Source organism: Tistrella mobilis KA081020-065, from assembly GCF_000264455.2.
Lineage (GTDB): Bacteria > Pseudomonadota > Alphaproteobacteria > Tistrellales > Tistrellaceae > Tistrella > Tistrella mobilis.
Genome location: NC_017958.1, coordinates 450,899 through 477,027, shown reverse-complemented (window position 1 = coordinate 477,027; position 26,129 = coordinate 450,899). Strand labels below are relative to the sequence as shown.

Annotated in this window: 23 protein-coding genes; 15 read left to right on the top strand and 8 right to left on the bottom strand. The window is 70.3% G+C overall.

Translation table 11 applies throughout. The annotated features are described in order from the left end of the window. Window positions 1–153 precede the first annotated feature (153 nt). The 12 genes from TMO_RS25970 to TMO_RS25910 all read left to right on the top strand — a co-directional run bounded on the left by TMO_RS25970 (window position 154) and on the right by TMO_RS25910 (window position 13,999). Complete coding sequence (locus tag TMO_RS25970; protein ID WP_014748036.1) at window positions 154–618, top strand: (2Fe-2S)-binding protein; 465 nt, start codon at window positions 154–156, stop codon at window positions 616–618. Between the two features lie 9 nt (window positions 619–627). Then, window positions 628–2,946, top strand: coding sequence for a xanthine dehydrogenase family protein molybdopterin-binding subunit (locus tag TMO_RS25965; RefSeq protein ID WP_014748035.1), 2,319 nt, complete (start codon window positions 628–630; stop codon window positions 2,944–2,946). A gap of 58 nt (window positions 2,947–3,004) precedes the next feature. After that, on the top strand, window positions 3,005–3,583 hold the full coding sequence (locus TMO_RS25960; RefSeq protein ID WP_145978447.1) for a class I SAM-dependent methyltransferase: 579 nt from the start codon (window positions 3,005–3,007) through the stop codon (window positions 3,581–3,583). A 50-nt stretch (window positions 3,584–3,633) separates the two neighbouring features. Further along, on the top strand, window positions 3,634–4,548 hold the full coding sequence (locus tag TMO_RS25955) for an SDR family oxidoreductase (RefSeq protein WP_014748033.1): 915 nt from the start codon (window positions 3,634–3,636) through the stop codon (window positions 4,546–4,548). Between the two features lie 157 nt (window positions 4,549–4,705). Then, the gene (locus tag TMO_RS25950; protein ID WP_014748032.1) at window positions 4,706–5,923 is read left to right on the top strand and encodes an ABC transporter substrate-binding protein; all 1,218 of its coding nucleotides are present in this window, start codon (window positions 4,706–4,708) and stop codon (window positions 5,921–5,923) included. Between the two features lie 111 nt (window positions 5,924–6,034). Then, window positions 6,035–7,879 (top strand): ABC transporter permease, encoded by a 1,845-nt coding sequence (locus TMO_RS25945; protein WP_014748031.1) that lies wholly within the window; start codon window positions 6,035–6,037, stop codon window positions 7,877–7,879. Continuing rightward, the gene (locus TMO_RS25940; protein WP_014748030.1) at window positions 7,876–8,649 is read left to right on the top strand and encodes an ABC transporter ATP-binding protein; all 774 of its coding nucleotides are present in this window, start codon (window positions 7,876–7,878) and stop codon (window positions 8,647–8,649) included. Before TMO_RS25945 ends, TMO_RS25940 begins: the two co-directional genes overlap by 4 nt. Next, window positions 8,646–9,368, top strand: a complete 723-nt coding sequence (locus tag TMO_RS25935) for an ABC transporter ATP-binding protein (protein WP_014748029.1) — start codon at window positions 8,646–8,648, stop codon at window positions 9,366–9,368. The genes TMO_RS25940 and TMO_RS25935 overlap by 4 nt, the downstream gene beginning before the upstream one ends. A 206-nt stretch (window positions 9,369–9,574) precedes the next feature. Continuing rightward, window positions 9,575–10,759 (top strand): acetyl-CoA C-acyltransferase, encoded by a 1,185-nt coding sequence (locus tag TMO_RS25930; protein WP_014748028.1) that lies wholly within the window; start codon window positions 9,575–9,577, stop codon window positions 10,757–10,759. A 234-nt stretch (window positions 10,760–10,993) separates the two neighbouring features. Continuing rightward, window positions 10,994–11,323 (top strand): NADH dehydrogenase ubiquinone Fe-S protein 4, encoded by a 330-nt coding sequence (locus tag TMO_RS25925; protein ID WP_041607867.1) that lies wholly within the window; start codon window positions 10,994–10,996, stop codon window positions 11,321–11,323. Window positions 11,324–11,655: 332 nt separating this feature from the next. Continuing rightward, window positions 11,656–12,231: a hypothetical protein gene (locus TMO_RS25915; protein WP_145978446.1), complete on the top strand. Its 576-nt coding sequence runs from the start codon at window positions 11,656–11,658 to the stop codon at window positions 12,229–12,231. 55 nt (window positions 12,232–12,286) lie between these two features. After that, on the top strand, window positions 12,287–13,999 hold the full coding sequence (locus TMO_RS25910) for a Na/Pi cotransporter family protein (RefSeq protein WP_014748024.1): 1,713 nt from the start codon (window positions 12,287–12,289) through the stop codon (window positions 13,997–13,999). A 9-nt stretch (window positions 14,000–14,008) separates the two neighbouring features. Here the strand turns inward: TMO_RS25910 and msrA are convergent, their stop codons facing one another. Then, window positions 14,009–14,647, bottom strand: a complete 639-nt coding sequence (gene msrA / locus TMO_RS25905) for a peptide-methionine (S)-S-oxide reductase MsrA (RefSeq protein ID WP_014748023.1) — start codon at window positions 14,645–14,647, stop codon at window positions 14,009–14,011. A gap of 204 nt (window positions 14,648–14,851) precedes the next feature. Between msrA and TMO_RS25900 the strand changes: the two genes are divergently transcribed. Then, entirely contained in the window at window positions 14,852–15,694 is an 843-nt protein-coding gene (locus tag TMO_RS25900; protein WP_014748022.1) for a tellurite resistance TerB family protein, read from the top strand. On the opposite strand, the gene TMO_RS25895 is transcribed toward TMO_RS25900, so the two are convergent. After that, the gene (locus TMO_RS25895) at window positions 15,654–16,607 is read right to left on the bottom strand and encodes a LysR family transcriptional regulator (RefSeq protein ID WP_014748021.1); all 954 of its coding nucleotides are present in this window, start codon (window positions 16,605–16,607) and stop codon (window positions 15,654–15,656) included. The two genes, TMO_RS25900 and TMO_RS25895, sit on opposite strands and share 41 nt — an antisense overlap. Before the next feature lie 98 nt (window positions 16,608–16,705). On the opposite strand from TMO_RS25895, the gene TMO_RS25890 reads away from it, so the two are divergent. Beyond that, a complete protein-coding gene (locus TMO_RS25890; RefSeq protein WP_014748020.1) occupies window positions 16,706–17,374 on the top strand; it encodes an NAD(P)H-dependent oxidoreductase in 669 nt (222 codons plus the stop codon). 28 nt (window positions 17,375–17,402) lie between these two features. Here the strand turns inward: TMO_RS25890 and TMO_RS25885 are convergent, their stop codons facing one another. After that, window positions 17,403–18,914 (bottom strand): MFS transporter, encoded by a 1,512-nt coding sequence (locus TMO_RS25885; protein WP_014748019.1) that lies wholly within the window; start codon window positions 18,912–18,914, stop codon window positions 17,403–17,405. A 132-nt stretch (window positions 18,915–19,046) separates the two neighbouring features. Between TMO_RS25885 and TMO_RS25880 the strand changes: the two genes are divergently transcribed. Further along, window positions 19,047–19,940, top strand: coding sequence for a LysR substrate-binding domain-containing protein (locus TMO_RS25880; protein ID WP_014748018.1), 894 nt, complete (start codon window positions 19,047–19,049; stop codon window positions 19,938–19,940). 26 nt (window positions 19,941–19,966) lie between these two features. Here TMO_RS25880 and TMO_RS25875 read toward each other — a convergent pair whose 3' ends face one another. From TMO_RS25875 to TMO_RS25855, 5 genes are all read right to left on the bottom strand, one after another. Then, window positions 19,967–20,977, bottom strand: a complete 1,011-nt coding sequence (locus TMO_RS25875; protein ID WP_014748017.1) for a class I SAM-dependent methyltransferase — start codon at window positions 20,975–20,977, stop codon at window positions 19,967–19,969. Continuing rightward, window positions 20,977–23,097, bottom strand: coding sequence for a TonB-dependent receptor (locus TMO_RS25870; RefSeq protein WP_014748016.1), 2,121 nt, complete (start codon window positions 23,095–23,097; stop codon window positions 20,977–20,979). The genes TMO_RS25875 and TMO_RS25870 overlap by 1 nt, the downstream gene beginning before the upstream one ends. A gap of 85 nt (window positions 23,098–23,182) precedes the next feature. Further along, window positions 23,183–24,376 carry an MFS transporter gene (locus TMO_RS25865; protein ID WP_014748015.1) on the bottom strand — a complete coding sequence of 398 codons (1,194 nt, stop codon included), beginning with the start codon at window positions 24,374–24,376 and terminating at the stop codon, window positions 23,183–23,185. Between the two features lie 88 nt (window positions 24,377–24,464). Then, on the bottom strand, window positions 24,465–25,433 hold the full coding sequence (locus TMO_RS25860; RefSeq protein ID WP_014748014.1) for an AraC family transcriptional regulator: 969 nt from the start codon (window positions 25,431–25,433) through the stop codon (window positions 24,465–24,467). Between the two features lie 88 nt (window positions 25,434–25,521). After that, window positions 25,522–26,118 carry a TetR/AcrR family transcriptional regulator gene (locus tag TMO_RS25855; protein WP_014748013.1) on the bottom strand — a complete coding sequence of 199 codons (597 nt, stop codon included), beginning with the start codon at window positions 26,116–26,118 and terminating at the stop codon, window positions 25,522–25,524. Window positions 26,119–26,129: the final 11 nt, after the last annotated feature.

The window sequence follows — 26,129 nt, the reverse complement described above, 5'->3', positions numbered from 1 at the left end:
TTTGCGCGTTCCGGCATGAAGGGCCTGGCCTTCGTTTTCATCTTCCAGAGATGCAACAGGCTGGAGGTCGATGATGACGGGCAGAGATGTCGGATGTGCGCCGCAGATCAGGGTCAGCCCGGCCGTGGCGGGAACCGGTCGTGGAGGCGTCGGATGGTCGCGCTGACGGTGAACGGCCGCCGGGTCGAGGTCGCGGCACCGGATCACAAGCCGCTGCTCTGGGTGCTGCGCGAGGATCTGGGGGTGCTCGGCCCCAAATATGGCTGCGGCGTGGGGCAGTGCGGCGCCTGCCGGGTGCTCGTCGATGGCGAGGCGATACGGTCCTGCATGCATCCGATCGGCAGCCTCGGCGGCGCTTCGGTGGTCACGATCGAAGGGCTCGCGGATCCGGACGGCAGGCTGTCGGTCGTCCAGCAGGCATGGATCGACGAGCAGGTTCCCCAATGCGGGTACTGCCAGCCGGGCTTCATCATCGCCGCAACGGAACTTCTGGCCCGGACCCCCGCGCCCACCGATGCCGAGATCGACGAGGCGATCACCAACATCTGTCGCTGTGGCACCTATCCGCGCATCCGCCGCGCGATCCACCGTGCCGCCTCCATGATGACCCGGACGTAAGGTGTTCCCATGCCCCGTCTTCTGTCCCGACGCACTTTCCTGTGGACCGGCGCCGCGCTCGGCGGCACGGCGCTGGTCGCCGCCGTCGGTGGTGCCGGCTATCTTGCGACCATCGATGTGGACGGGCGCGCAAGCTCCGTCGACGACGACGGTGCCGCACTCAACGCCTTCCTGACCATCCATGGCGACGGTCGCGTGGTCATCCGGGTTCCGAAGACCGAGATGGGGCAGGGCATCCATACCGGGCTCGCCATGGTCGTGGCGGAAGAGCTGGACATTCCCTTCGACGATCGCATCCGGGTGGAGTTCCCGGTCGAGCCGCTGCCGGCCTATTCCAACTGGTTCAATATTCTGCGCGTGCGCCCGGAAGAGGCGAGCGGGCCGGTGGTCTGGGTCGGGCGGCGCGTGCTCGGCCTGGCGGGCTTCATCGCCACCGGCGCGTCGGCGTCGACCATGGCGCTGTGGCATCCCATGCGGGTTGCGGGCGCGTCGGCGCGCCACATGCTGCTCGCGGCCGGCGCGGCCCGGCTCGGCGTGCCCGTTGCCCAGCTTTCGACCGGCGACGGCAAGGTCCGGCACGACGCGTCCGGTCGCAGCCTGTCCTATGGCGACCTTGCGCGTGACGCCGCCTTCATGCCGCCGCCCGACGATCCGCCGCTGAAGCCGGCGGCCGAATGGCGGGTGATGGGCAGGTACCAGCCCCGGGTCGACGTGCCGGCCAAGGTCAGAGGCGAGCCCGTCTTCGGCATCGATGTCGTACGCCCCGAGATGCTGCACGCCACGATCCGCCAGGCTCCCGTGTTTGGGGCAGGTGTCGCACGCGTCATCAATGCCGCCGAGGTGCGTCGCGAACCCGGAATCGTAGATGTCGTGGTCATCGACGGCAAGAGTGTCGCGGTGGTTGGTGATCAGTGGTGGCAGGCCGAGAGCGCTGCCCGACGCCTGGAGATCGCGTGGACGCCGACCGACGCGGATCACGTGTCCGACAGCACGCTGTCCGCAGCACTCAGGGCCGGGCTGCGCAGCGAGACGCCCTATGAAAACGTCGAGATGGGAGATGTGGATGCGGTCATCGCGGCCAACCCGGCAACCCTGGTCGAGGCCACCTGTGACGCGCCTTTCGTGGCCCATGCCTGCATGGAGCCGATGAACGCGACGGTGATCATCCGGCCGGACGGGTCGGCCGAAGCCTGGGTGCCGTCGCAATCGCCCATGAGCGTGCGGACCGGGATACGCAGCGGCGCCGGCCGCGCCGGCGTCAGCGTCGCCGACATCACCTGCAACATCACGATGAACGGCGGCGGATTCGGGCGCCGCAGCGACCAGGATGTGGTCGCGCAGGCCGCGTATCTTGCGGCACGCCATCGCGGAAGGCCGGTCAAACTGGTCTGGCCGCGTGAAGAGGATATCGGTCGCGGCCTGTTCCGCAGCCATGCGGCTGCACGGCTGCGCGCGGTGCTGGGCGCGGACGGCCTGCCCGTCGCCTGGGATGCGCTGGTCGCGACGCAGTCGGTCATACATTCGGTCGCCGGCCGGAACCTGCCGTTCACGCCCGGTCCCGACGGCGATCGCCTGGCGATCGAAGGGCTGGAAAAACCCTGTTATGCCATCCCGAACCGGCGGGTGCGCAGCCAGAACGTTCCCAGCCATGTGCCGATCGGTCTGTGGCGATCGAACGGGTTTTCCTTCAACACCTTCTTCACGGAAAGCTTCATCGACGACTGCGCGCTGACCGCGCGGATCGATCCTGTGGACTATCGCCGGGTACTTCTGCGCGACAATCCCCGCCATCTGCGCGTCCTGGAGCGCGTGGCCGGGATGGCCGGCTGGGGCAGTTCCATGGCGCCGGGGCGCGGGCGCGGCATCGCCATCGAGGACTGCTATCAAAGCGTGGTGGCTCAGGTGGCCGAGGTCACGGTTGCCGGGGATGGCGAGATCACCGTGGATCGGGTGTTCTGTGCGATCGATGCGGGGCTGGTGATCAATCCCGATGCGGTGATGGCCCAGATGGAGGGCGGCATTATCTTCGGCGTCACCTCCGCATTGAACAGCATGATCACGCTGGAAAACGGTGCGGTGATGCAGTCGAACTTCCACGACTTTCCCATGCAGCGCCTGCACAACGCCCCCGCCGTGACGGTCGAGATCGTCGGGAGCGACCTGCCCCCGGGCGGCGCGGGGGAACCCGGCATCGTCCCCGTCGCGGCAGCGATTGCAAATGCGGTTCGCGCAGCGACCGGCCTGCGCCTGCGCTCCCTGCCGCTCGCCACCACCGAGACCGTGGGGGACGGGCGCACACGGACGATCCTGCGCACGACCCAAGCCTGACACGATCGCATCAGATCCGATGGTCCCGGGACCCTCGTTCATGAAACGGAATGCATCCATGCTCTCCGACCAAGCCCGTTTTTTTCGCGCCTGGATGGCGAACCCGTTGCGGGTCGCGGCGCTGGCACCTTCGGGCGCCGCACTGGCACGGCTGATCACCAGCGAAATCGGGGCCTCTCACGCCCCGATCCTGGAACTCGGCCCCGGGACCGGCGTCTTCACCCAAGCCCTGATCGATCGCGGGATCGACGAGCGGGATCTGACGCTGGTCGAATTCGACGCGGCGTTCGTCACACTTCTGAAGAGACGGTTCCCACGGGCGAACATCGTCCATGCCAGTGCCGTGCGTCTCTCAGGGTTGAGACTGTTTCCCGGTGCGGAAGCCGGCGCCGTCGTCAGTGGCCTCGGTCTGCTGTCGATGTCCACCCGGATGGTGTTCGCCATTCTTGCGGGTGCGTTCGCCAGCCTGGGTCCGTCAGGGGCGTTCTACCAGTTCACCTATGTCCCGCGATGCCCGGTCGAGCGGCCGATCCTCGATCGGCTCGGTCTTGAGGCGCGACGCCTGGGCGGCACGCTGCGCAACCTTCCGCCGGCCGCGGTCTATCGTGTCGCCCGGCGCGATGCGCTGCCTGCGTAGTGGTCAATTCATGGCCGCGATGCGGGCCGCGAGATCGAAGGATCCGACAGATGACCAGATGGACCATGGACGACATCCTTTTCCAGAACGGACGCACGGCCGTCATCACCGGCACCGGCGGCCTCGGCTACGAAACGGCTCGCGCGCTTGCCCGCGCCGGGGTGCAGGTGATCCTGGCCGGGCGCAATGCGGCAAAGGGGGCAGACGCCGTCGGACGGATCCGGGCGGCCACGCCCGGCGCCAGGATCGCCTTCGAACGTCTCGATCTCGCCAGCCTCGACTCGGTTGCCGATTTCGGCGTGCGGCTGGGCGCGACGTGGGGAAGGCTCGATCTGCTCATCAACAATGCCGGTGTGATGGTCCCGCCCAGACGACAGCAGACGGCGGATGGCTTCGAGCTGCAATGGGGCGTCAATTATCTCGGTCATTTCGCGCTGACGGCGCATCTCCTGCCATTGCTCAGGAATGGCAGTCATCCCCGGGTGGTCAGCCTGTCGAGCATCGCCGCCCGCACCGGCACGATCGATTTCGACGATCTGAACGCGGCGCGCGGCTACAGACCGATGCCGGCCTACAGTCAGTCGAAGCTCGCCTGCCTGATGTTCGCGCTTGAACTGCAGAGACGCAGTGAGGCTGCCGGCTGGGGCATCACGAGCATGGCCGCTCATCCGGGCGTCTCCCGCACCGGGCTGCTGCGCGACGGCCCCGGCCGGCAGAGCCTGTCCGGCATGGCGAGGAGGTATCTGTGGTTCCTGTTTCAGCCCGCAGAACGGGGTGCCCTGCCCACGCTTTACGCGGCGACCTCACCCGAGGCGACGGGTGGCGGCTATTACGGCCCTGACAGGATGAGCGAACTCCGCGGCTTCCCGGCCCCGGCCCTGCTCCCGCCGCAGGCGGAGGATCACAAGACCGCGGCGCGATTGTGGGAGGTTTCGCAGGACCTGACACAGGTCCGCTTCGGCTAGGAGGGCGACCGGCATGCGGCATGCCCGCATGCCTCCCTGGCCGGCGGATCTGATCGAAGCGGTGGACTTTTGCTCCGGATAAGCATTACCTGTGCGGGACAGGACATTCCGGCGCCCGCGGCCAGATCTGCGGGCCCGTTGCGGAGAGAGTTTGCTCATGACCAGGATCCAGCTTTCCCGCGCCGTGCTGGCGGCGCTTGGTATCGTTGCCGGGATGGCGGCGGCGGGGGCGCCCCTGCGGGCTGCCGAGTCGATCCGGGTGGGCGAGGTCAACAGCTATTCGGCGCTGCCGGCCTTCACCGAGCCCTATCGCAAGGGTTGGCAGCTGGCGCTGGACGAGGTGAATGCGGCGGGCGGCGTGCTGGGGCGGCCGCTGGAATTCGTCTCGCGCGATGATGCCGGCAAGCCGGCCGATGCGCTGAATGCGGTGAACGAGCTGGTGACCCGCGAAGAGGTGGCGCTGGTCGCCGGCACCTTCTTCTCCCATGTCGGTCTCGCGGTCGCCGACTATGCCGCGCGGCGCGAGGTGTTCTTCCTGGCCGCCGAGCCGCTGACCGATGCGCTGGTCTGGTCGAAGGGCAATGACGTCACCTTCCGCCTGCGGCCCAGCAATCATATGCAGGCGGCGATGCTGGCCGAAGAGGCGGCGAAGCTGCCGGCGAAGCGCTGGGCGACCATCGCGCCCAACTACGAATACGGCCAGTCGGCCGTGGCCGAGTTCCGCAAGCTGCTGTCGGAAAAGCGTCCCGATATCGAATGGGTGGCGGAGCAGTGGCCGCCGCAGGGCAAGATCGATGCCGGCCCGGTGGTGCAGGCGATCGCGGCAGCGGAGCCCGAGGCGATCCTGAACGTCACCTTCGGCCCGGATCTGGTGAAGCTGGTCCGGGAGGGGACGACCCGCGGCCTGTTCAAGAGCCGGTCGGTGGTCAGCTTCCTGACCGGCGAGCCTGAATATCTGGACCCGCTGGGCGCCGAGGCGCCGGAGGGCTGGATCGTGACCGGCTACCCCTGGTATGCGATCGACACGCCCGAGCACAAGACGTTCCTGGAGGCCTATCAGGCGCGCTGGAACGATCATCCGCGGCTGGGGTCGATCGTGGGCTATGTGACGGTCAAGTCGATCGCGGCGATCATCGCCAAGGCTGGCTCCACCGATACCGCGGCCCTGGTCGAGGCGGCGAAGGGGGTGGCGGTGGACACGCCCTTCGGACCCATCACCTATCGCGCAGCCGATCATCAGTCGACGCTGGGCGCCTTCGTCGGCCGCACGGCGGTGGTCGACGGCAAGGGGCGGATGGTCGACGCGGTCTATCGCAACGGCGCCGACTATCTGCCGGCCGAGGCCGAGGCGGCGAAGCTCCGGCCGGGCGGCTGAGCCGTCCTTCCGCCGTCCTCGCACATGCGCGGGCATCCGGTGTAGACTGATGCACCTGATCGCCCGCACCCCCTGTCTGCTGCCCGGCCCCAGCTTTAGCGGATCCTCTGCTTGGACCTGATCCTCGCCCAGTTCCTCACCGGCCTCGCCAGTGCATCCTCGCTGTTCCTGGCGGCGTCGGGGCTGTCGATCATCTTCGGCGTGACCCGGATCGTGAACTTCGCCCATGGTGCCTTCTACATGCTGGGCGCCTATCTGGCCTGGACCTTCGCCGGGCTCTGGGCGGGTGCGCTGGGCTGGTGGGCGGCGATCCTGGCGGCAGCGGCCGTGACCGCGGCCTTGGGTGCGATCACCGAGATCGTCCTGCTGCGCCGGCTCTATCGCGTGCCGGAACTGTTCCAGCTGCTGGCGACCTTCGGGCTGACGCTGGCGGTGCAGGACATCGTGGTGCTGATCTGGGGGCCCGAGGATCTGGTGGGCCCGCGCGCCCCCGGGCTCGACGGGGCGGTCACGATCATGGGGCAGGCGCTGCCGGTCTATGATGTGGTGCTGATCGCCGCTGGACCGATCGTGTTGGCGGGGCTGTTCCTGATCTTCCGCCGCACCCGTTTCGGCATTCTGGTCCGGGCGGCGACCCAGGACCGCGACATGGTGGCGGCGCTGGGCGTGGACCAGCGGCTGCTGTTCACCGGCGTGTTTGCGCTGGGCGTGTTCCTGGCCGGGCTCGGCGGCGCGCTGCAACTGCCGCGGGCGGCCGTTTCTCACGCCATGGATCTCGGGATCATCGTCGAGATCTTCGTGGTGGTGGTGATCGGCGGGCTGGGCAGCATCACCGGCGCCTTCCTGGCGGCGGTGATCGTGTCGGAGCTGAACGCCTTCGGCATTCTGGTCCTGCCCGAAATCTCTCTGGTCATCGCCTTCCTGGTGATGGCGGTGGTGCTGGTGGTGCGGCCGCAGGGCCTGCTGGGGCGGGCCGAGGCGCCGGCACGCGGGGCCGCGGCCGGCTTCGTGCGCAAGCCCTGGGCCCCCTGGCCGGTGCCCGTGCGGGCGGCCGTGATCGCGGGGCTGGTGGTGCTGCTGGCGGGCCTGCCCGTCGTGACCGGCGGCTATGTGCTGGGGGTGGCGGCCGAGATCGCGATCTTCGCGCTTTTCGCCCAGAGCCTGCAATTCCTGATGAGCACGGCGGGCGTGGTGTCGTTCGGCCATGCCGCCTATTTCGGGCTGGGGGCCTATGGCACGGCGCTGGCCGCGACCGGTTTCGGCCTGGCGATGGGGCCGGCGGCTGCGGCGGGCGTGGCGCTGGCCGGTGCCGGGGCGGTGGTGTTCGGCTGGTTCTGCGTCAGGCTTTCGGGCGTCTATCTGGCCATGCTGACGCTCGCCTTCGCCCAGATCGCCTGGTCGATCGCCTTTCAATGGGTGTCGGTCACCGGCGGCGACAACGGCATTCTGGGGGTCTGGCCGCCTCGGGCCGTTTCCGACCCCGCAGCATTCTTCCGGCTGGCGGCGGTGGTGGCGATCGCGGGCGTGGCGCTGCTGCGCATGATCACCTTCGCGCCCTTCGGCCAGGCGCTGCGCGCCCTGGCCGATGCACCGCGCCGGGCCGAGGCGATCGGGCTGGACCGGCGGCGGATGCAATGGGCGGCCTTCGTGGTCGCGGGCGTGATGGCGGGGCTTGCCGGCGTGCTCCACGCCTATCTGAAGGGCAGCGTGTTTCCGGACGTGCTGGCCATTCCGCTGTCGGTCGATGCGCTTGCGATGGTGCTGCTGGGCGGTGTGGAGACGGTGTCGGGCGCCGTGCTGGGGGCGGGCGTGTTCCGCGGCCTGTCGATCTGGCTGACCGCCAGCACCGATCTTTCCAAGCTGGTTCTGGGCCTGCTGATCGTGGTGGTGGCCGCCCTGGTGCCGCGCGGGCTGGGCGGTCTGCCCGCCCTGCTGCCACGGAGGCACGGCCGGTGACGCCGGTGCTGGAGGCAGACGGGCTGGTCAAGGCCTGGGGCGGGGTACGCGCCGTCGACCAGGTGTCGATCCGGGTCGAGGCCGGGCGGATGCTGGCGCTGATCGGCCCCAACGGCGCCGGCAAATCGACCTGCTTCAACCTGCTGAACGGCGAGCTTGCCCCCGATGCCGGGCGGGTGGTGATGCTGGGCACCGAGGTGACCGGCTGGCCGCCGCGGCGGATCCGGCGGCTGGGGGTGGGGCGCACCTTCCAGATCACCGAGGTTTTCGGCTCCATGACCGTGCGCGAGAACGTGCAGGCGGCGCTGATTGCGGCCCGCAGAGAGAGTTTCCGCTTGTTCGGCCGCGCCGACCGGCGGCATATGGACGATGCAAATGCCTTGCTGGATCGGATCGGCCTGGGGGAGCAGGCCGGGCGGGCGGCGGGCGAGCTGGCCTATGGCGACGTCAAGCGGCTGGAACTGGCGATCGCCATCGCCAACCGGCCGAAACTGCTGCTGATGGACGAGCCCACTGCCGGCATGGCGCCTGCGGAACGGGCCGGGCTGATGCAGCTGGTGTCGGCGCTGGTGCGCGAGACCGGCATGGGCGTGCTGTTCACCGAGCACGACATGGATGCCGTTTTCGGCCATGCCGACCGGCTGATGGTGCTGCATCGCGGCCGGGTGCTGGCCGAGGGGCGGCCCGACGAGGTGAGGACCGACCCGCGGGTGCGCGAGGTCTATCTTGGTGGCGCCACGCCGCCGGACGGGAGGGATAAGACGAGATGACCGACGGGCCCGCCGCTCTTCTGGCAGTGGAGGAGCTGAGCGCCTTCTATGGTTCGGCGCTGATTCTGGACGGGCTGTCGCTTTCGGTCGCACCGGGAGAGGTGGTGGCGCTGCTGGGCCGCAACGGCGCCGGCAAGTCGACCGTGCTGAAGGCGGTGCTGGGGCTGGTGCCTCGCCGGCTGGGCCGGGTGACCTTCGAGGGCGCCGACATCTCGCGGCTGCCGACCCATGAAATCGTCCGCCGCGGCATCGGCTGGGTGCCCGAGGACCGGCGGATCTTTACCGAACTGACGACGCTGGAAAATCTGGAAGTCGGCCGGCGCGACGCCCGCCCCGGCGCCCCGCACTGGACCGTGGAAGCGCTGATCCGGCTGTTCCCCAACCTGGCCGAACTGGCCGACCGGCCGGCGGGGCGGATGAGTGGCGGCGAACAGCAGATGCTGACCATCGCCCGCACGCTGATGGGCAACCCGTCGCTGGTGCTGCTGGACGAGCCCTCCGAGGGGCTGGCGCCGCGGATCGTGGAAGAGATGACCCGGATGCTGGCGACGCTAAAGCGCGAAGGGCTGGCGCTGCTGCTGTCGGAACAGAATCTCGCCGTCGCCCGCGCGCTGGCCGACCGGGTCTATGTGATGGAGAAGGGCCGGGTGCGCTTTACCGGCACGATGGCCGAGCTGGACGCACGGCCGGATGTGAGGGATGCCTATCTGGCGGTCTAGGCCGCGGCTGCCGCCCCTCCCCACGGTTGAGGCCGATACCGCCCTGCGGAATGTTCGCCCGGGCCTGTTGACACAAACGTTCGTATGAAAGAGCCTTGTTTCCGAGAGAAGGTGCCACGGCCGGGAGGGGGCCGGCGGCGCCCGCCTGCGTGCAGATCAGCCCCGCATACCCGCGAACCGGGATGCCCGTCCGAGGAAGCGCTCCTATGACCGAAGCCGTCATCGTCTCCACCGCCCGCACGCCGATCGGCAAAGCCTATCGTGGTGCCTTCAACGACACCAGCGGCCAGCAGCTTGCCGCCCATGCCATCCGCCATGCGGTCGCCCGTGCCGGCATCGACCCGGCCGAGGTCGAGGACGTGGTGCTGGGCTCGGCGCTGCAGCAGGGCTCGACCGGCGGCAATGTGGCGCGTCAGGCGGCGATCCTCGCCGGCCTGCCGGTGACCACCTCGGGCACCACCATCGACCGCCAGTGCAGCTCGGGCCTGCAGTCGATGGCGCTGGCCGCCCGCGCGATCATGTACGACAAGGTGCCGGTCGCGGTGGCCGGTGGCGTCGAGTCGATCAGCCTGGTGCAGAACGACAAGATGAACACCTACCGCGCGGCCGACGAAGAGATCCTGCGCATGAAGCCGGAACTCTATCTGCCGATGATCGACACCGCCGAGGTGGTGGCCGCCCGCTACGGCATCAGCCGCGAGGCGCAGGACGAGTACGGGCTGGAAAGCCAGCGCCGCACCTTCGCCGCCTTCGAGGCCGGCCGCTTCAAGGACGAGATCGTGCCGATGACCACCACGATGCTGGTGGCCGACAAGCAGACCGGCGAGATTTCGAAGCGCGAAGTGACCCTGGACCGTGACGAGGGCATGCGCGGCGAGACCACGCTGGAAGGCCTGTCGTCGCTGAAGCCCGTGCGCGGCGAGGGCAAGACCGTCACCGCCGGCAATGCCAGCCAGCTGTCGGACGGCGCCTCGGCCCATGTGCTGATGAATGCCAAGCTGGCCGAGCAGAAGGGCCTGCAGCCGCTGGGCATCTTCCGCGGCTTCCAGGTCGCCGGCTGCGAGCCCGATGAGATGGGCATCGGTCCGGTCTTCGCGATCCCGCGCCTTCTGGAGCGGAACGGCCTGAAGATCGACGATATCGGCCTCTGGGAGCTGAACGAGGCCTTCGCGGTGCAGGTGCTCTATTGCCGCGACAAGCTGGGCATCGACCCCGCGAAGCTGAATGTCGACGGCGGCGCGATCTCGGTCGGCCACCCCTATGGCATGTCGGGCGCGCGGCTGGCCGGCCATGCGATGATCGAAGGCAAGCGCCGCGGCGTGAAGTATGTGGTGGTGACCATGTGCATCGGCGGCGGCATGGGCGGCGCGGGTCTGTTCGAGATCGTCTGATCCCGAGCGCCGTGTCCGGGCTGATCCGGAACCGCCCGGCGGGGAGACCCGCCGGGCGGTTTTGCATGTCTGGCGGCAGGGGATCCTATGGGGGTTGACGGAAAGGGAGTGCCATCCCAGATGGCCGGGCGCCTGTGGCAGACGCCCGGCGCCGTGGCTGACATCCGATGTCGGAGTGGAATGCGCTGGCGCGTCTCATGCATGAGGAGGTGGTGAGCCATGACGGCATGCTGCATGTCCCGTGCGTCTGCACCGACGGTCAGGATCTGGCGGCCCGCACGGCCGGTGACCCGAAGCGCGCCTCGCAGCCGGGACTGGATCCTGGAATTCGAACCCGAAAGCGCCCCATGGATCGATCCGCTGACCGGCTGGACCGGCAGCGCCGACACCCGGGCACAGATCAGCCTCCGCTTCCCCAATCCCGCTTCGGCAGTCGAATTTGCACGGCGGAATGGCTGGAATGTCGAACTGATCCTGGATCGTGATGTGGCAAGGGAACCGGTGGATACCGGTGCGGCATGGGCGGCGAACATCATGAAGGAGGAGAGGCGCCATGCGGCTTGAGGACGCAGTGCGGGCGCCGAAGACGGCCGGTCCGGATGCCCGGGGGGTGGATGCCAGCGGCGTGGACGACGGCGGCGTGGACGACGGGCCGCGGTGGTCGAAGAGGTGGACGCCGGCCGGGCTGTGGCAGGCGATGGCGGCCGGCGGGGCATTCGCGACCGCGGCGCCGGTTCTCGGCTGCCTGCCGATGGTGGTTCTTGTCGCCCTGACCCCTCGTGACTGGCGCCCGCGGATCATGCCGGAGGTTGCGCGCTTTGATCTGAAGCATTGTGCATGGCCGGGCTTCATGGAACTCTGCACCGACAACCACCGCAACGGAGTTGCCGAGCCCCATGGAAGGCAGTCCACGCATGCTGCTGCCCTGTCCCCTGACCCCGCTGGCGGTCGAGGTGTGGGAGCTGCGTGACGATCTGCCGGACAATCCTTTCGACCAGTACGAAGTGCGCCAGCTGATCGCCCCCGACGAGCAGGAGGCGGAAGAGGTGGCGCTGGGCCTGCTGACCGTCTTCGCCGATATGAGCATCGACGAGGTGGAAAGCCTGCAGCTGGACTGGCTGGCATCGGGCATGTCGGGCATGGTGCCGACCGCCGGCGGTTTTCTGGGGCTGCGCGCGGTGATCTATGCCATGCAGGTGGCAGGGATCGGCCGCGAGGATCTGGCACCGGTGCGCGACTATATCCGCGCCTTCAACGAACTCTGCCTGCGTCGCTGGCGGGCGGACGGGCGCGAGGCCGATGCCACCACCCTGGCGGCCTGGCTGGAGCAGTTCGACCAGCACTGGGCGGTTTTCCTGGAGGCCTGGCAGGCCGCGCATGCGCCGGGCGATCCGGATGTCGTGGATGCCCCGGATCAGGCGGCACTCGATGCGGACGGCATGGGGGAACCGGGAGACGACCCCGCCGGTTGATCCCTCGGGCCGCATACCGCGGCCTTCAGATCAGCCCCCGGAAGCCCGTCCCGTCATGACCGCCACCCTCATCGATTTCGCCGGTTTCGTCGCCCTGCTGCTGTGGGGGACGCATATGGTGCAGACGGGGGTGCAGCGGGCGGCGGGCGCCCGGCTGAAGCTGTGGTTGGGGCATGCCCTCCGCGGCCGGTTGAGCGCCTTCGCCGCCGGGATCGGCGTGACCGCCCTGCTGCAGAGCAGCACCGCCACCGGGCTGATGGTGACCGGTTTCGCGGCGACCGGCCTGCTGGCCCTGGTGCCGGCGCTGGCGGTGATGCTGGGGGCGAATGTCGGCACCACGCTGATCGTGCAGCTTCTGGCCTTCGATGTGCAGCTGGCGGCACCGCTGCTGGTGCTGATCGGTGTGGTGGTGTTCCGGCGGCTGGAACGCGGCCGGCTGCACGATCTGGGGCGGGTGGCGATCGGGCTGGGGCTGATGCTGCTGGCGCTGGACCATCTGAGCGGCAGCCTGGCGCCGCTGGCCGACAGCCAGGCGGTGCGGACCCTGATCGGCCTGCTGCAGGCGGCACCGGTGGCGGCGGTGATGCTGGCCGCCGCACTGACCTGGATGGCGCATTCCAGCGTGGCGGTGGTGCTGCTGGTGATGTCGATGGCGGGCCAGGGCCTGGTGGCGGGGCCGATGGCGATCGCCCTGGTGCTGGGCGCCAATCTGGGCACCGCGATCAATCCGGTGCTGGAGGGGGCGGGCGGCGACGACCCGCAGGCGCGGCGGCTGCCGCTCGGCAATTTGATCAACCGGGTTATCGGCGTGGTGGCGGCACTGATCCTGATCGAGCCGGTGGCGGGCGCGATGGGGCGGCTGGTCGAAGACCCGGTGAGGATGGTCGCGGTCTTCCACACCCTGTTCAATCTGACGGTCGCGGCGGTGTTCCTGCCGGTGCTGCGCCATTATGCCGGGCTGCTCGCCCGGCTGCTGCCGGTGCGGGCGGTGCCGGCCGATCCGGCCCGCACGCTGTATCTGGACGAAGAGGCGCGGGAGACGCCGGAAGTCGCGCTGGGGCTCGCCACGCGCGAGGTGCTGCGCATGGCCGATGTGCTGGACGACATGCTGGCCGGTGCGCGCGCGGCGCTGCGCAGCGGCGAGCCGGGGCCGATCGCGGCGCTGAAAGGGTTGGACGATGTGCTCGACCACGTCAACCGCGCGCTCAAGACCTATCTCGCCGGCATCGAGCCCGCGCGGCTGGGCCCGGCCGACGAGCGCCGGCTGACCGATCTTCTGGCCTTCGCCACAAGGCTGGAACAGGCGGGGGATGCCGTCGATCGCGGGCTGCTGCCGACGCTCGGCAAATGCCACAAGCGCGGGGTGCGGCTGTCGAAAGAGGGACAGGGGGAGCTGCTGCGCCTGCTCGACCGGCTGCGCGACAATCTGGCCCAGGCGGCGGCCCTGCTGATGACCCGCGACCTGCGCGCCGCCCGGCTGCTGGCGGCGGAAAAGGCGGTGTTCCGGCGGCTGGAGACCGAGGCGACGCTGGCCCATTTCCGCCGCCTGCGCAGCGGCCGGCCCGAGACGGCGCTGACCAGTGCGCAGCATCTGGACCTGTTGCGCGACATCAAGCTGATCAATTCCCAGATCGTCGCCGCCGCCGCCTATCCGGTGCTGAACCGTGCGGGCGAGCTGCTGGCGAGCCGGGTTGCCGGCGAAGAGACGGACGAAGACGAGAATGAAGGCGAGACCGTAAGGACAGAACCGTCACCACCGCGGCGGTGACGGCCGCCGTCAGCCGCGCGGTTTCAGCTTTTCCGGATAGACCGCTTTGAGCTTGGCCACCTTGGGCGCCGAGACATGGGCGATATAGGGCTGGTTGGGGTTCCGTGCCGCATAGTCCTGGTGATAGGCCTCGGCCTCGTGGAAGAGGTCGAGGGGGACGAGTTCGGTGGCGACCGGGCGGTCGAAGACCCCGGCCTCGTCGATCGCCTTGATATAGGCCTCTGCCACCGCTTTCTGGCCGTCATCGGCATAGAAGATCGCCGAGCGGTACTGGCGGCCGACATCGTTGCCCTGGCGGTTCACCTGGGTCGGGTCGTGGGCGACCGAGAAGAAGATCTTCAGGATCTGTCCCAGATCGATCACCCGCGGATCATAGCGGATCCGCACCGCCTCGGCATGATCGGTGTCACCGCCGCAGACCGCGGGGTAATTGGCGGTGTCGGCCGTGCCGCCGCTATAGCCCGAGGTGACCTCGACCACCCCGGCCAGCTCGCGATAGACCGCTTCCACACACCAGAAGCAGCCGCCGGCCAGGATGATCTCCTGTTCGGTGGTGCCGGCTTCGAGCGGGGAGGCGGGCGGTGGCTCCGGGAAGGGGCCGGCGGAGGGACCGCGATTGCGGCCGAGGATGCCGTCGAGCAGGCTCATCTCGAACTCTCCTTCGGGGACGGTGTCCTGACCAGATGGGAGCGGCGTGCCCCCGGATCCAGGGGGCACCGTTTTCCGCCGCCGCTCGCGCCCCGTGTCCTTGCCATGCCATAGGAGATCCACGCCTTGAACCGTGTCTTCAGGCGGGCCATGTGCCGAAGACCACACGGCCGGTGCCGGATCTGTTCGCAGGGAGACACGACCATGGATGCCAGAAAGCTGCTCGACCAGGTGATGGGGGCGGCGTCGTCCCGCAGCGCGCAGGGCGGCAGGCTGCCCTCGGGCCGTTCCTCCGGGGGGCTTCCTTCGGGGCTGGGCGACATGCTGGGCAAGGTGACCGGCGGTGCCAGGGGTGGCGGCGGTGCCGGTGCCGGTGGACTCGGGTCGATGATGGGCGGGTTCGGCGGCGGCGCCGTGACCGGCGGGCTGGTGGGGCTCTTGTTCGGCAGCAAGAAGGCCCGCAAGACCATGAAGAAGTTCGGCGGCGGTGCGCTCGGCTATGGCGGCGCCGCGGTGTTGGGTGCGCTGGCCTATCGGGCCTGGGCCGACTGGCGGTCGGGCAAGGCGCCCGAAGCCGCGGTGCCGGCCCGGCCCGATGATGCGGCGGCGGCAGAGCCCGCTTTCCGGCCGCTCGACACGATCACCGACCCGGCCGAGGCCGAAGGCTTCGCGATGGCGGTGCTGAAGGCGATGATCGGCGCGGCCAAGGCCGACGGCCATATCGATGCCGACGAGCGCGGCCGGATCTTCGCAGAGGTGGAGCGCCGCGATTTCGACCCCGAGACCAAGGCGGCGATCTTCCAGGTGCTCGATGCGCCGGTCTCGATCCCCGACATCGCCGCCGCCGGCACCGACGAGGCCCGGTCGGCCGAGATCTGGCTGGCGGCGCGGCTGGCGGTGGATGTCGACCATCCGGCCGAACGGGTCTGGCTGGACGCGCTGGCCCATGGGCTGAAACTGCCGGCGCCGCTGGTGGAGCATCTGGACCGTCAGGCGGTGATCGGCCTCAACGATCCGGGCCAGGAGATGGATCCGGCGCGGAACTGATCGCGGCATCGATCCGGGCTTCGAGCCAGTCGAGGCCCGGATCGGGCGCGGACGCGGCCCGGCGCATGATGCCGAGGTCATAGCCCGCCAGCGGCAGCGGCGGCGGGCAGAGCGCCACGCCGAACCGCGCGGCATGGCGGCGGGCCACGCGCTCGGGCAGGGTGGCGACCAGATCGCTGTCGGCGACGACGGCAAGCGCGCCCATGAAATGCGGCACGGCCGCCACCACCCGGCGCGACAGGCCGCGCTCCGCCAGCTCCTCGTCGATGGTGCCGGCGAGGTCGCCTGCGGCCGAGACCAGGATATGGGCGAGGGCGGTATAGGTGGCGAGGTCGGGCGGGCCGTCGGCGAAGGCCGGATGGCCGTGGCGCGCGGCCAGCACATAGCCTTCGTGGAACAATACCCGGCAGATCAGCCGGCCGGGATCGTGGCTGGCCAGCCCGATCATCAGATCCACCTCGCCCTCCAGCAGGGCGCGGACCGCCCGGGCGCGGCCGAAGCTGAGGAAGGCGAGGCCGAGGCCCGGCGCCTCGGCGGCGAGCCCCGCGACCAGCCGCGGGCCGATCACCGACACCGTGTTGTCGAAGGCGGCCACCCGGAACACCCGCTGCGCGGTCCGGGGGTCGAAGCCGCGTGCCGTGCCGATGGTGGCGGCAAGCGCTTCCAGCGCGGCGCGCACCGGGCCGGCCAGGGCCAGGGCCACGGGGGTGGGCTCGATCCCGCCCGCGCGGCGCAGGAAGAGCGGGTCGCCATAGATGTCGCGCAGCCGCCCCAGCGCATGGCTGATGGCCGAGGGGGTGAGGCCCAGCCGCTCGGCCACAAGGGTCAGCCGGCGGTGCTTCAGCGCTTCGTCGAGCACCAGCAGCAGGGTCGGATCCAGTCTGCGGAGTTGAACAGGATCGAAATCGGTCATGAAGCCATTTCGGTGGGGTTCATCTTTCTCCGGTTCTACACCTTGAAGGACCGGCGGGCCAGCCGCCGGCAAACTGCCGCAACCGGAGACCGCTCCCCATGCATGCCCTCATCGTCCTCTCCCATCCCGAACCGCAGAGCTTCAACGCGGCCATGGCGCGGCAGGCCGCCGCCGCGCTGACCCAGGCCGGCCATACGGTCGATCTGGCCGATCTGCATGCCGAAGGCTTCGATCCGGTCTCGGACCGGCGGAATTTCACCACCACGGCCGACCCCACCTATCTGAAACTTCAGGCGGAAGAGATGCAAGCCACCGGTGCAGGCGGCTTCGCGCCCGATCTGGAGCGCCAGATCGCCCGGCTGGAGGCGGCGGATCTGCTGATCCTGCAGTTTCCGCTCTGGTGGTTCGGCCTGCCGGCGATGCTCAAGGGCTGGGTGGATCGCAGCTTCGCCATGGGCCGGATCTATGGCGACGGGCGAATGTACGAGGCCGGCCGGTTCCGCGGCCGGCGGGCGCTGCTGTCGCTGACCACGGGCGGGGCGCCGGCCGGCTATACGCCCGAGGGGCTGCATGGCGATCTCGACGGCGTGCTCCGGCCGATCCGCCGCGGTATTCTGGAATTCGTCGGCTTCGACGTGCTCGCTTCGGAAGTGGTCTGGCAGCCGGCCCGGCTGACGGAGGCGGAGCGGATGGCGGCGCTGGACGGCTGGGCGGCGCGGCTGGCGAGGATCGGGACGGAGACGCCCGAGGGCGCCGGGCGGTACTGATCCGGCTCCGGTCAGCTCCAGATCCTGGTCAGGCGCAGGCGGCGGCGCGGTCGCGGCTGCGGCCCAGCATCACGAAGACCACAAGGGCGGTTGCGAGCGTGACCGCGGCCAGGATCAGCAGCAGCAGGTCGAAGGCGGCATCGAAATGCGCGAGCAGGGCCGCGTGGCTCTGCCCGGGCAGGGCTGCGAGGGCGGCGGCGGCGTCGCCCGCCACCAGCCGGCGGGCGGCGAGGCGGGTGGCATCCATCGGCCCGGCGCCCGCCAGCTGTGCAAGGGTGAGGCCCGAGAGCAGGGCGCCGACCACGGCGAGCGCGATGCCTTCGCCCGCCACCCGGATGGTCGAGAAGATGCCGGTCGCCATGCCGGCCCGGTCGCTGGCGACCACGCTGACCGCGAGCCCGTCCATCAGCCCCCAGGGCAGGCCGATGCCGATACCGATGGTGAGCAGCGGGCCGATCAGGGCCGCGGGCGGGGCATCGGCCGGCAGGAGGGCGGCCCAGGCGAGGCCGGCAGCGTTGATCACCAGCCCGCCGCCGCAGAGCCGGGCGGGAGAGATCCACCGCGCCGCCCGGCCGGCGAGCAGCGGCACCACCAGCAGCGGCGCCGACAGCGCGATCATCATCCGGCCGGCTTCTGTCGCGGTCATGCCGTCGAGGCCGACGAAGCGCACCGGCAGCAGCACCAGCAGCACCACGAAGCCATAGGCCGGGGCGGCGGCGAGCAGCTGCACGCCGGCAAAGCGCGGGTTGCGGAACAGCGACAGATCGAGCATTGGTCGCGCCTGCCGGGCTTCGATGCGGATGAAGCCCCAGATGCCCGCCAGCGTGCCGGCCAGCAGCAGGATCACCAGCGGATCGCTCCAGCCGGTTTCCGGCGCCCGGAGGGTTGCGAAGGTCAGAAGCGTGAGGGTGAGGGTGAAGACGACCGCCCCCGCCCGATCGAGCCCGGTGGCGGCGGGATCACGGCTTTCGGTAAGCGCCCGGGCGCCGGCGAGACAGGCGGCGAGGCCGAGTGCCGCCACCAGCGCGAAGATCATCCGCCAGCCCGCGGCATCGATAATCGTACCCGAGGCGATGGGGCCGAAGGCGAGACCGACGCCGAAGGCGGTGCCGACCAGGCTGAAGGCCCTGAGCCGCGCGGGCCCCTCGACCGTCTGGGCGAGGGCCGCCATGCCGCCCGAGAAGGCGGCGGCCGCCGCCAGCCCCTGGGCGGCGCGGGCGAGATCGAGGGTGAGGATGTCGGGAGCGAGCCCGGCCGCCAGCGAGGCGAGGGCGAAACCGCCGGTGCCGGCAAGAAATACGCGCCGGCGGCCATGGGCATCGGCGAGCGCACCGGCCGCCATCAGACAGGCGCCGAAGGTGAGCATGAAGGCATTGGTCACCCAGGCGAGGGCGACCGGCGAGCCGCCGAGATCGCGGGCGATCGCCGGCAGCGCCACTGCCGTGCCGGTGAAGGTGAGCGGCATAGCCGCCGCCGCAAGACAGACGGCGAGAAGGGCTGCCCCGGGATGGCGGCCCGGCGGGTTGATCATACGGCTCATTCCTGTCGGATCCCATGCGTGGAAGAAGGTGAGCGAGGGAAGAGGCAGGATGATCCGGATCGGTTGATGCTGGAAGCGGGCCTGGTTTCCGTCCAGACTGGACGAAAATTCCGGAATTGAAGGGTTGATGCCATGGACCGGTTGGGCAGCCTGACGGCTTTCGTGCGCACCGCCGATCTGGGCAGTTTCGCCGCCGCCGGCCGGGTGCTGGGGCTGTCGGCCTCTGCCGTGGGCAAGGCGGTGACGCGGCTGGAGCAGGAGATGGGGGTGCGGCTGCTGGCCCGGTCGACCCGCGCGCTCGCCCTGACCGACGAGGGACGGGTCTTTCACGAGCGCTGCCGGCGGATCCTGGATGATCTGGACGATGCACGGGCGGTTCTGTCGCGGTCGCGGGAGGTGCCGCGCGGCCGGCTGAAGGTCAGCCTGCCGATCGTGACCTATCATCTGCTGATGCCGGTGCTGCCGGATTTCGTGGCCGCCCATCCGGAGATCGAGCTGGAGCTGGATTTCAACGACCGGCTGGTTGACCTGATCGACGAGGGCGTCGACGTGGCGATCCGCAGCGGCGAGCTGCCGGATTCCCGCCTGATGACCCGGGCGCTGCGCCCCTTTCAGTTGCTGCTGTGCGCGGCACCCGCCTATCTGGCGGCGGCAGGGCAGCCCGAATGCCCGCGCGACCTGGACGGCCACCGGGCGGTGCGCTTCCGTTTTCCGAACAGCGGCCGGTTGCAGCCCTGGCCGCTGAGACTGCCCGCGGGGGCGGCGGAGCCGCGGCCGCGGACGGTGATGGTCTGCAACAACATGGAGGCGCTGAAAGGGGCGGTGACCGGCGGCCTGGGCATCGGCTGCATGCCCGATTTCCTGGCCGCCGCCCCGATCGCCGAAGGCCGGCTGGTGCCGGTGCTGACCGGGCATCTGGACCTGCCCGGCCAGTTCCACCTGCTCTGGCCGTCAAGCCGCCATCTGTCGCCCAAGGTCAGGGTGTTCGTGGATTTCGTGGGCACGCGGCTGTTTGCGGCGGGGTGAGGGGGCGGGTGGGGGGCAGACGGGCATCACCCCCGCCCGCAATCCATCCTGAACGGACCGAAGGCGGTCTCGACCAGCCGGCTGTCGATCCGGGTGAATCCGGCCTCGGTCATGGCGGCGGCGATGGTGCCGTCGTCGAAGGAGCGGTCCTGGCCGCGGAGCGCCGGGACGAGGCGGCCGGTGACATGGGTTTCGGGGGCGGTGCGTTCGCCGGTCAGCGCCTCGTGCAGGGTGACGAAGACCCCGCCGGGGGCGAGAGCCCCCCTGATGCGGGCCAGCACGCCCGCCAGATCACGGGCATAGTAGAGCGTCATCGCCGTCCAGATCATGTCGTAGCCGGTGCCGAAATCGGTCTCGTTCATGTCGCCGGCGATGACGGTGACCGGGCGGCCGTTCAGCCGGGCGCGGATGCGGTCTGCCATCGGCGGCAGGTCGAAGACGGTGATGTCGAGCTGCGGGTGCCGGTCGGCCAGGCGGCAGGCCAGCACCTCGGACCCGGCCCCCAGATCGAGCAGGCGGCGCGCCGCCGGCCATTCGGGCAGGAGGCTGAGCAGATGGCGGGCGGTCTCGGCCCCCATCGCCCGGTGGAAGGCCCTGAGGCTGTTGGCCGAGCCGTCCCAGAAGGCGGGTGCCGCCATATCGGGGGCGGGCGCCGGGCCCGGATCCTTAAGCAGACCGGCGACGTCGCCATGGCGGAGCCGCGGCAGGGTGAGCAGCAGGTCGCGCATCGACCGCGTGCCATCGGCCCTGAGCAGCGGCGCGGCCTCTGCCGTCAGGCCGTAGCGGCCGCGGGTTTTGTCGAGCAGGCTCATGGCGGCGAGCGCGTCGAGCACGCGGCCGAGACGGGTGGCATCCAGGCCGAGGGAGCCTGCGAGATCCGCTGCGGTGGCCGGCGGGTCGAGCCGATCGAAGAGGCCGAGATCGAGCCCCGCCGCAAGCAGCTGCCAGCGCAGCGGCGCTTGGATCAGGTCGAACAGCCGGCCGGCGAGGCCGTCGCGGCCGGGGGTCTCGACGACGGGGAGCGTGCGATTGCGCATCACCAGCTGGCCTTTACCTGAAGGCTGACCTCGCGGCCGGTGCCGTCTTCGACCAGCTGGCCGAGCGGCACGCCGACGGCGCGGGCATAGACATTGCGGTCGAAGATGTTGCTGGCCTGAAGCGAGATCTCGATGGTGCCGAAACGGTAGCCGAGGGCGGCATCGGCCAGGGCGAAGGCGTCCTGCGACAGGCTGTTGGCGCCGTCGAAGTAATAGGGGCCGGAGCCGTTGGCGGCGATCAGGCCGAACCAGCCGTCGCCGCCGGCGGGGCCGCCCTGGTCGTAGCGGAGCCCGGCCGACCAGGTGGCCTCTGCCGCCATCGGCAGGCGGTTGCCGGAATAGTCGACCGGGACCAGCGTGCCGCCGCGGTTGACGGTGGTGCGATACGAGGTGGCCTCGGCCTTCTGGAGGCCGCCGGTGGCGAACCAGCCCCAGACCTCGTCGATCCGGCCGTCGAGGGCGAGTTCGGCGCCGTAGATGCGGGCCTCTGCGGCATTGCTGATGGTGGTGACGCCACCCGGTTCCAGATCGAGGATCTGGCGATCGGTCGAGGTGGTGTGGAAGAGGGTGAGATCGGCCAGAACCCGGCCGGCGAAGAGGGCGGTCTTGACCCCCGCCTCGGCCGTCCAGCTGTGTTCGGCGCCATAGGTCAGGCTGTCGGACCCGGTGGCGTTGCCGTAATTGTAGCCGCCCGGCAGATAGCCGCGGGCGTAGGACGCATGCAGCATCGTCTCGGGCGCCACATCCCAGGCGAGCGAGATCTTCGGCAGAAGCGTGGTATCGGTGATGTCGGCGTCGAAGGTGGAGCTGCCGGCGCTGTTGGTCAGCCGCATCCGGCCGCTCTGGTCGATCCGCTCCACCCGCGCGCCCAGGGTGACGCGCAGATCCTGTGTCAGGCCGTATTCCGCCTGACCGAAGCCGGCGATGCCGGTCTGGTCGATCGAGGTCTCGCGTGCCACCCGCGGCGTGCCGATGCGGAAATCGAGATCGGTGCGGCTGACATAGCCGTAAAGCCCGGCGAGCCAGCGCAGCCGCGCGCCGTCGTCGGGCGAGGCGATGCGCAGTTCCTGCGAGACGGTGTCGTCCTTGTGGGAGGAGAGAGTCGGCAGGGTGGGGAGCGGCGTGCCGTCCAGATCCATCCGGAAATCGCGGGTGTAATGCGTCCAGCCGGTGATGGCGGTGACGTCGACCGGCCCGGCGCGATGGTCGATGCGCAGCGACTGGATGGCGGTCACCGTGTCGTCCCACGAGGCGGCGTCGTAATTGGTGACGTGGCGCGGCGTGGCATAGGGGCCGGTCAGGAAGCGCAGCCGCTGCTTGCCGAGATCGGCCCGCTCCACGACGCTTTTGAGCGAGATGTCGGTGTCGTCGTCGGGCAGCAGGGTCAGCCCGCCCGAAACGGTCAGCCGGTCGGTTGAGGCGCCGTCATCGGCGCCGTCGGCGAGGTTGAGGCCGGGGCCGCGGGCCTGTTCTGCCCGAAGCGCGAGCGACGCCGCCGCCTTGTCGGGCGCGATGGCGCCCGAGACCCGGCCGCTGATCGTCCAGGCCGGGCTCCAGCCGTCGGCGCCGTCTTCGAAGCCCAGAATGGCGCGGGCTTCGGCCGCCGGCTGCCAGTCGGGATCGGCGGTGCCGGTGCGGATCAGCCCGGCCTCGGTGTTGCGGCCGTACAGACTGCCCTGGGGGCCTTTCAGGATCTCCATGGTGCCGGGATCGGGCAGGCGCGGCGCCTGCACCGCGCCATGGGGCAGGGCCACGTCGTTGACCGTGAAGCCGAGCGGATCCTGCAGGGCGGTGTTGGCGACGGTCATGCCGCGCATCACCACCCGCGTCTGCACCGAGGACTGTTCGATCAGCACATTGGGCGAGCGGCGGGCGATGCCGGCGAGGCCGTCGGCGAGGGGGCCCGCCTGATCCTCGGGTGTCAGCAGCTCGACGGTGCCGGGGGTGCGGCGGACATCCTCGGTCCACTGGCGTGCCTCGACCATCACGGGGGCGAGGCGGGTGATGGTCTCGTCCTCGTCGGCCCGGGCCGCCCCCGTGACGAGCGTCGTGCCGCCGGCCAGCAGCATGGGGACGGCGGAGGCGAGCAGGCGGGTGCGGACCCTGCGATGCGTGGTCATGGGCGTCTCCGGAAGGCGCTGGATGAGATGGGGCGAGGCTAGCGCCCGAGAGCGCCGCGGGCGCCCTTATGGCGAACGCCCGCCGTCATCCGGCGAAAGCTTCGGTGCGGCGGCGGAAGGCGAGGCCTGCAATGGCCGCGAGCAGGGCCGCGCCCGCCCACCAGGGGGCGGTGGGGGAGAGCTGGTGCAGCGTGGCGCCGAGCATCGGCCCCGCCGCCATGGCGAGGCCCTGGGCCATGCCGTTGATGCCGGCGGCGCGGGCCTGGCCGCCCGCAGGGGTCGCGAGGCTGAGCCCGGCGAGGTTGCCGGGCAGCAGCAGGCCGAAACCGGCGCCGAGCAGCACCATGGCGAGCTGCAGCCAGAGGATGGTGGGGGCGGCGGCGGCAGCCGTCATGGCCAAGAGGCCGAGCAGCGCACCCGTCTGCACCAGACGGCCGGGTGCCCAGGCCAGACGGCCGATCACCAGGCCTTGGGTTGCGACCATGGCGAGGGTGGTGAGGGCGAGGAGCGCGCCGCCGCGCTCGATCGAGGCGGCAGCGCCCAGGCCGAACTGATCCTGGAGGCGAAGCGCCGTCACCTGCTGAAGCTGGGCATAGGCGGCGAGCCCGGCGAAGGTGACGGCAAGAAAGGGCAGAAGCCCCCCGAGCGGCGGGCGCGGCGCGGCGGGTGCGGTTGCAAGGGCAGGTGCCGGACGCGGCGCCGCCCGCAGCAGCAGCGCAACCAGAAGCGTGCCGGCGGCGATGGCAAGGCAGAGGATCAGCAGTGCCGCGACCGGCGAGGCGCCGCCCAGCCGCCAGGCGGTCATGCCGCCCAGGATCGAGCCCAACCCGAAGGCGGCGCCCATCATCCCCATGCCGCCTGCGCGTCGGTCGCGGGCGGTGACATCGGCCAGGAACCCCTGGGCTGCGGGCATGATCCCGGCCGACAGGGCGGCCTGAACCAGCCGGGCCGCGAGCAGCAGGATATAGGCGCGGCCGGCATCGAGCCGGCCGGCATCGAGGGCGTCGAGAACCGCGGCGAGCAGGGCGGGGAAGAGCGCCGCGGCGGCAAGCCCCGCCACCAGCACCGGCCGGCGCCCGATCCGGTCGGCGACATGCCCCCAGACGGGGCCCGCCACCACCATCAGCAGGGCGGAGAGGCCGAGCAGCAGCCCGGTTTCGACATCGCCGAAACCGCGGGCGCGGCCAAGCGGCGGCAGGGTGATCAGCAGAAAGGCATGGCCGGCGCCGTTGGCGGTGAGGGCGGCAAGCAGGGCGGCGATCGCGGGACGGGTGGACATGGGGGCAGCGGGCTCCGGATGGGCGGTCTGTGGATGACCATGCCCGGTCCGGCGGCGGCGTGCCGTCATCTGGCGAAAGGGCGGGGGCCTATCCGCGCCGGAACGCCGCCGGGCTGGTGCCGTGGCGGGCGCGGAAGGCGGCAGCAAAATGGCTGGAGCTGCTGAAGCCGCAGAGAAAGGCGATTTCGGTGACGCTCGCCTCGCCCCGTTCCAGCGCGCGGCGGGCCTGATCCAGCCGGCGGTCGCGCAGCCAGGCGAAGACCGTGGCGCCATAGGCCTTGCGGAAGCAGCGGTTGAGGCGGACATGGCTCATGCCGGCGAGCGCCGCCAACTCGTCGAGCGAGGGCGGTTCGGCCATGTCGGCCAGCAGGCGGTCGGCAACCCGGGCGACCGCGCGGCGGTCTTCGGGCGCGAGCAGGCCATTTGGCGGCTCCGGGGCGTGGCCTGGGCCGAGCCAGTCGGCAAGCAGGCCGAGGGCGGCACTCTCGGCCCGGAGCCGATCGAGGGCAGAGGCCAGCGGATTGCCGGTGAGGGCGGAAAGGGGGCTGCGATCATCCAGCCGCCCCAGGCGCCGCGCCCCGGTGCCCTGGCGCGCGATCCCCGCCTCGGCCAGTGCCGTGGCGATGCGGTCGAGGTCGAACTTGACCGCGAACATCGAGGCCTGGTCCTGGGCCGGGGTGAGACGGGTGATCGGCGCATCGTCCAGCCGGAACAGCCAGACATCACCGGCCTGAACCTTGTGGGTGAGATCGGGGCGGCCGCAGCCGAACAGGCTGGTGCCCGAGAGCCCGAAGGCGAGCACACCGACCGCACCACCATGATCGATGTGCGAGCGGTAGTCTGCCTCCAGCCGGCAGGAACTGGTCGTGAGCGTCAGGCCGGGGCCGGGGCGCGCCGTCCGGAAACGCACCGCGCCGCGGCCGACGCCAAGGGCGTGATCCTGCCAGTCGGGGCGGCCGGCCGACAGCCGGTCGAGCAGGCGCGGCCCCACACGGAATTCCTTGCCGGCACGGAACTCGGTCTCGGCGGGGTGAAGCGAAGCGGGGCGGTCGGTCATCGGCGGCGGATCCGGCAGTGGCGGAGTGCCGTCAGACTAGCAGATCATGTTATGAGATTGATAGTGATTCGCAAATAGGGGCGGAGATTCACGCCTCGGTCGGGGTCAGGCCGCGGGTGATCAGATCGAAGATGTCGTCGAAGGCGCGGTCGACATCGGCTTCGGGCAGCGACCAGTGGCCGACATGGGCGGGGTGATGGAAGACCATGGTGGTGCGCAGCACCGCCCAGGCCATGGCGCGCGGGTCGCTGAACCGCACCTCGCCCGTGACCATGCCGTCGCTCAACATGCGCGAGATCTGGTCGACCAGCTTGCCGACATGCTCCTGAACCACGGCATCGGCCTCGTCTGCCAGCGCGTGATAGACCGCGAACAGCTCGGGATCGTCGAGCACCTTGCCGCGCTTGATCCTGATCAGCTGCTCCAGCCAGCGGCGCAGGCGCGGCAGGGCCGGGCCGGTTTCGGCGGCAATCTCGCCCAGCGGTTCCGAGACCCGGGCGAGCCAGCGGCTGGCCACCGCCTCGCGCAGGGCGGTCTTGCTGGGGAAATGGCGGTAGATGCTGCCATGGCTGACGCCAAGCGCACGGGCCACGTCGACGACAGTGGTTTTCTGAAGCCCGAACCGGCGGAGGACATCCTCCGCCGTGTCCAGAATCTGTTCGGGCGTGAGCGCGCCGTCGGCCAATCCATCTCTCC

Coding starts and splice junctions, on each gene's coding strand:
- TMO_RS25895 (WP_014748021.1), bottom strand. CDS start 16,607: ATGACCGATTTCGATCCTGTTCAACTCCGCAGACTGGATCCGACCCTG.
- TMO_RS25925 (WP_041607867.1), top strand. CDS start 10,994: ATGTCCCGTGCGTCTGCACCGACGGTCAGGATCTGGCGGCCCGCACGG.
- TMO_RS25955 (WP_014748033.1), top strand. CDS start 3,634: ATGACCAGATGGACCATGGACGACATCCTTTTCCAGAACGGACGCACG.
- TMO_RS25870 (WP_014748016.1), bottom strand. CDS start 23,097: ATGACCACGCATCGCAGGGTCCGCACCCGCCTGCTCGCCTCCGCCGTC.
- TMO_RS25910 (WP_014748024.1), top strand. CDS start 12,287: ATGACCGCCACCCTCATCGATTTCGCCGGTTTCGTCGCCCTGCTGCTG.
- TMO_RS25960 (WP_145978447.1), top strand. CDS start 3,005: ATGCTCTCCGACCAAGCCCGTTTTTTTCGCGCCTGGATGGCGAACCCG.
- TMO_RS25935 (WP_014748029.1), top strand. CDS start 8,646: ATGACCGACGGGCCCGCCGCTCTTCTGGCAGTGGAGGAGCTGAGCGCC.
- TMO_RS25915 (WP_145978446.1), top strand. CDS start 11,656: ATGGAAGGCAGTCCACGCATGCTGCTGCCCTGTCCCCTGACCCCGCTG.
- TMO_RS25885 (WP_014748019.1), bottom strand. CDS start 18,914: ATGAGCCGTATGATCAACCCGCCGGGCCGCCATCCCGGGGCAGCCCTT.
- TMO_RS25900 (WP_014748022.1), top strand. CDS start 14,852: ATGGATGCCAGAAAGCTGCTCGACCAGGTGATGGGGGCGGCGTCGTCC.
- TMO_RS25860 (WP_014748014.1), bottom strand. CDS start 25,433: ATGACCGACCGCCCCGCTTCGCTTCACCCCGCCGAGACCGAGTTCCGT.
- TMO_RS25950 (WP_014748032.1), top strand. CDS start 4,706: ATGACCAGGATCCAGCTTTCCCGCGCCGTGCTGGCGGCGCTTGGTATC.
- TMO_RS25965 (WP_014748035.1), top strand. CDS start 628: ATGCCCCGTCTTCTGTCCCGACGCACTTTCCTGTGGACCGGCGCCGCG.
- TMO_RS25970 (WP_014748036.1), top strand. CDS start 154: ATGGTCGCGCTGACGGTGAACGGCCGCCGGGTCGAGGTCGCGGCACCG.
- TMO_RS25880 (WP_014748018.1), top strand. CDS start 19,047: ATGGACCGGTTGGGCAGCCTGACGGCTTTCGTGCGCACCGCCGATCTG.
- TMO_RS25875 (WP_014748017.1), bottom strand. CDS start 20,977: ATGCGCAATCGCACGCTCCCCGTCGTCGAGACCCCCGGCCGCGACGGC.
- TMO_RS25890 (WP_014748020.1), top strand. CDS start 16,706: ATGCATGCCCTCATCGTCCTCTCCCATCCCGAACCGCAGAGCTTCAAC.
- TMO_RS25865 (WP_014748015.1), bottom strand. CDS start 24,376: ATGTCCACCCGTCCCGCGATCGCCGCCCTGCTTGCCGCCCTCACCGCC.
- TMO_RS25930 (WP_014748028.1), top strand. CDS start 9,575: ATGACCGAAGCCGTCATCGTCTCCACCGCCCGCACGCCGATCGGCAAA.
- msrA (WP_014748023.1), bottom strand. CDS start 14,647: ATGAGCCTGCTCGACGGCATCCTCGGCCGCAATCGCGGTCCCTCCGCC.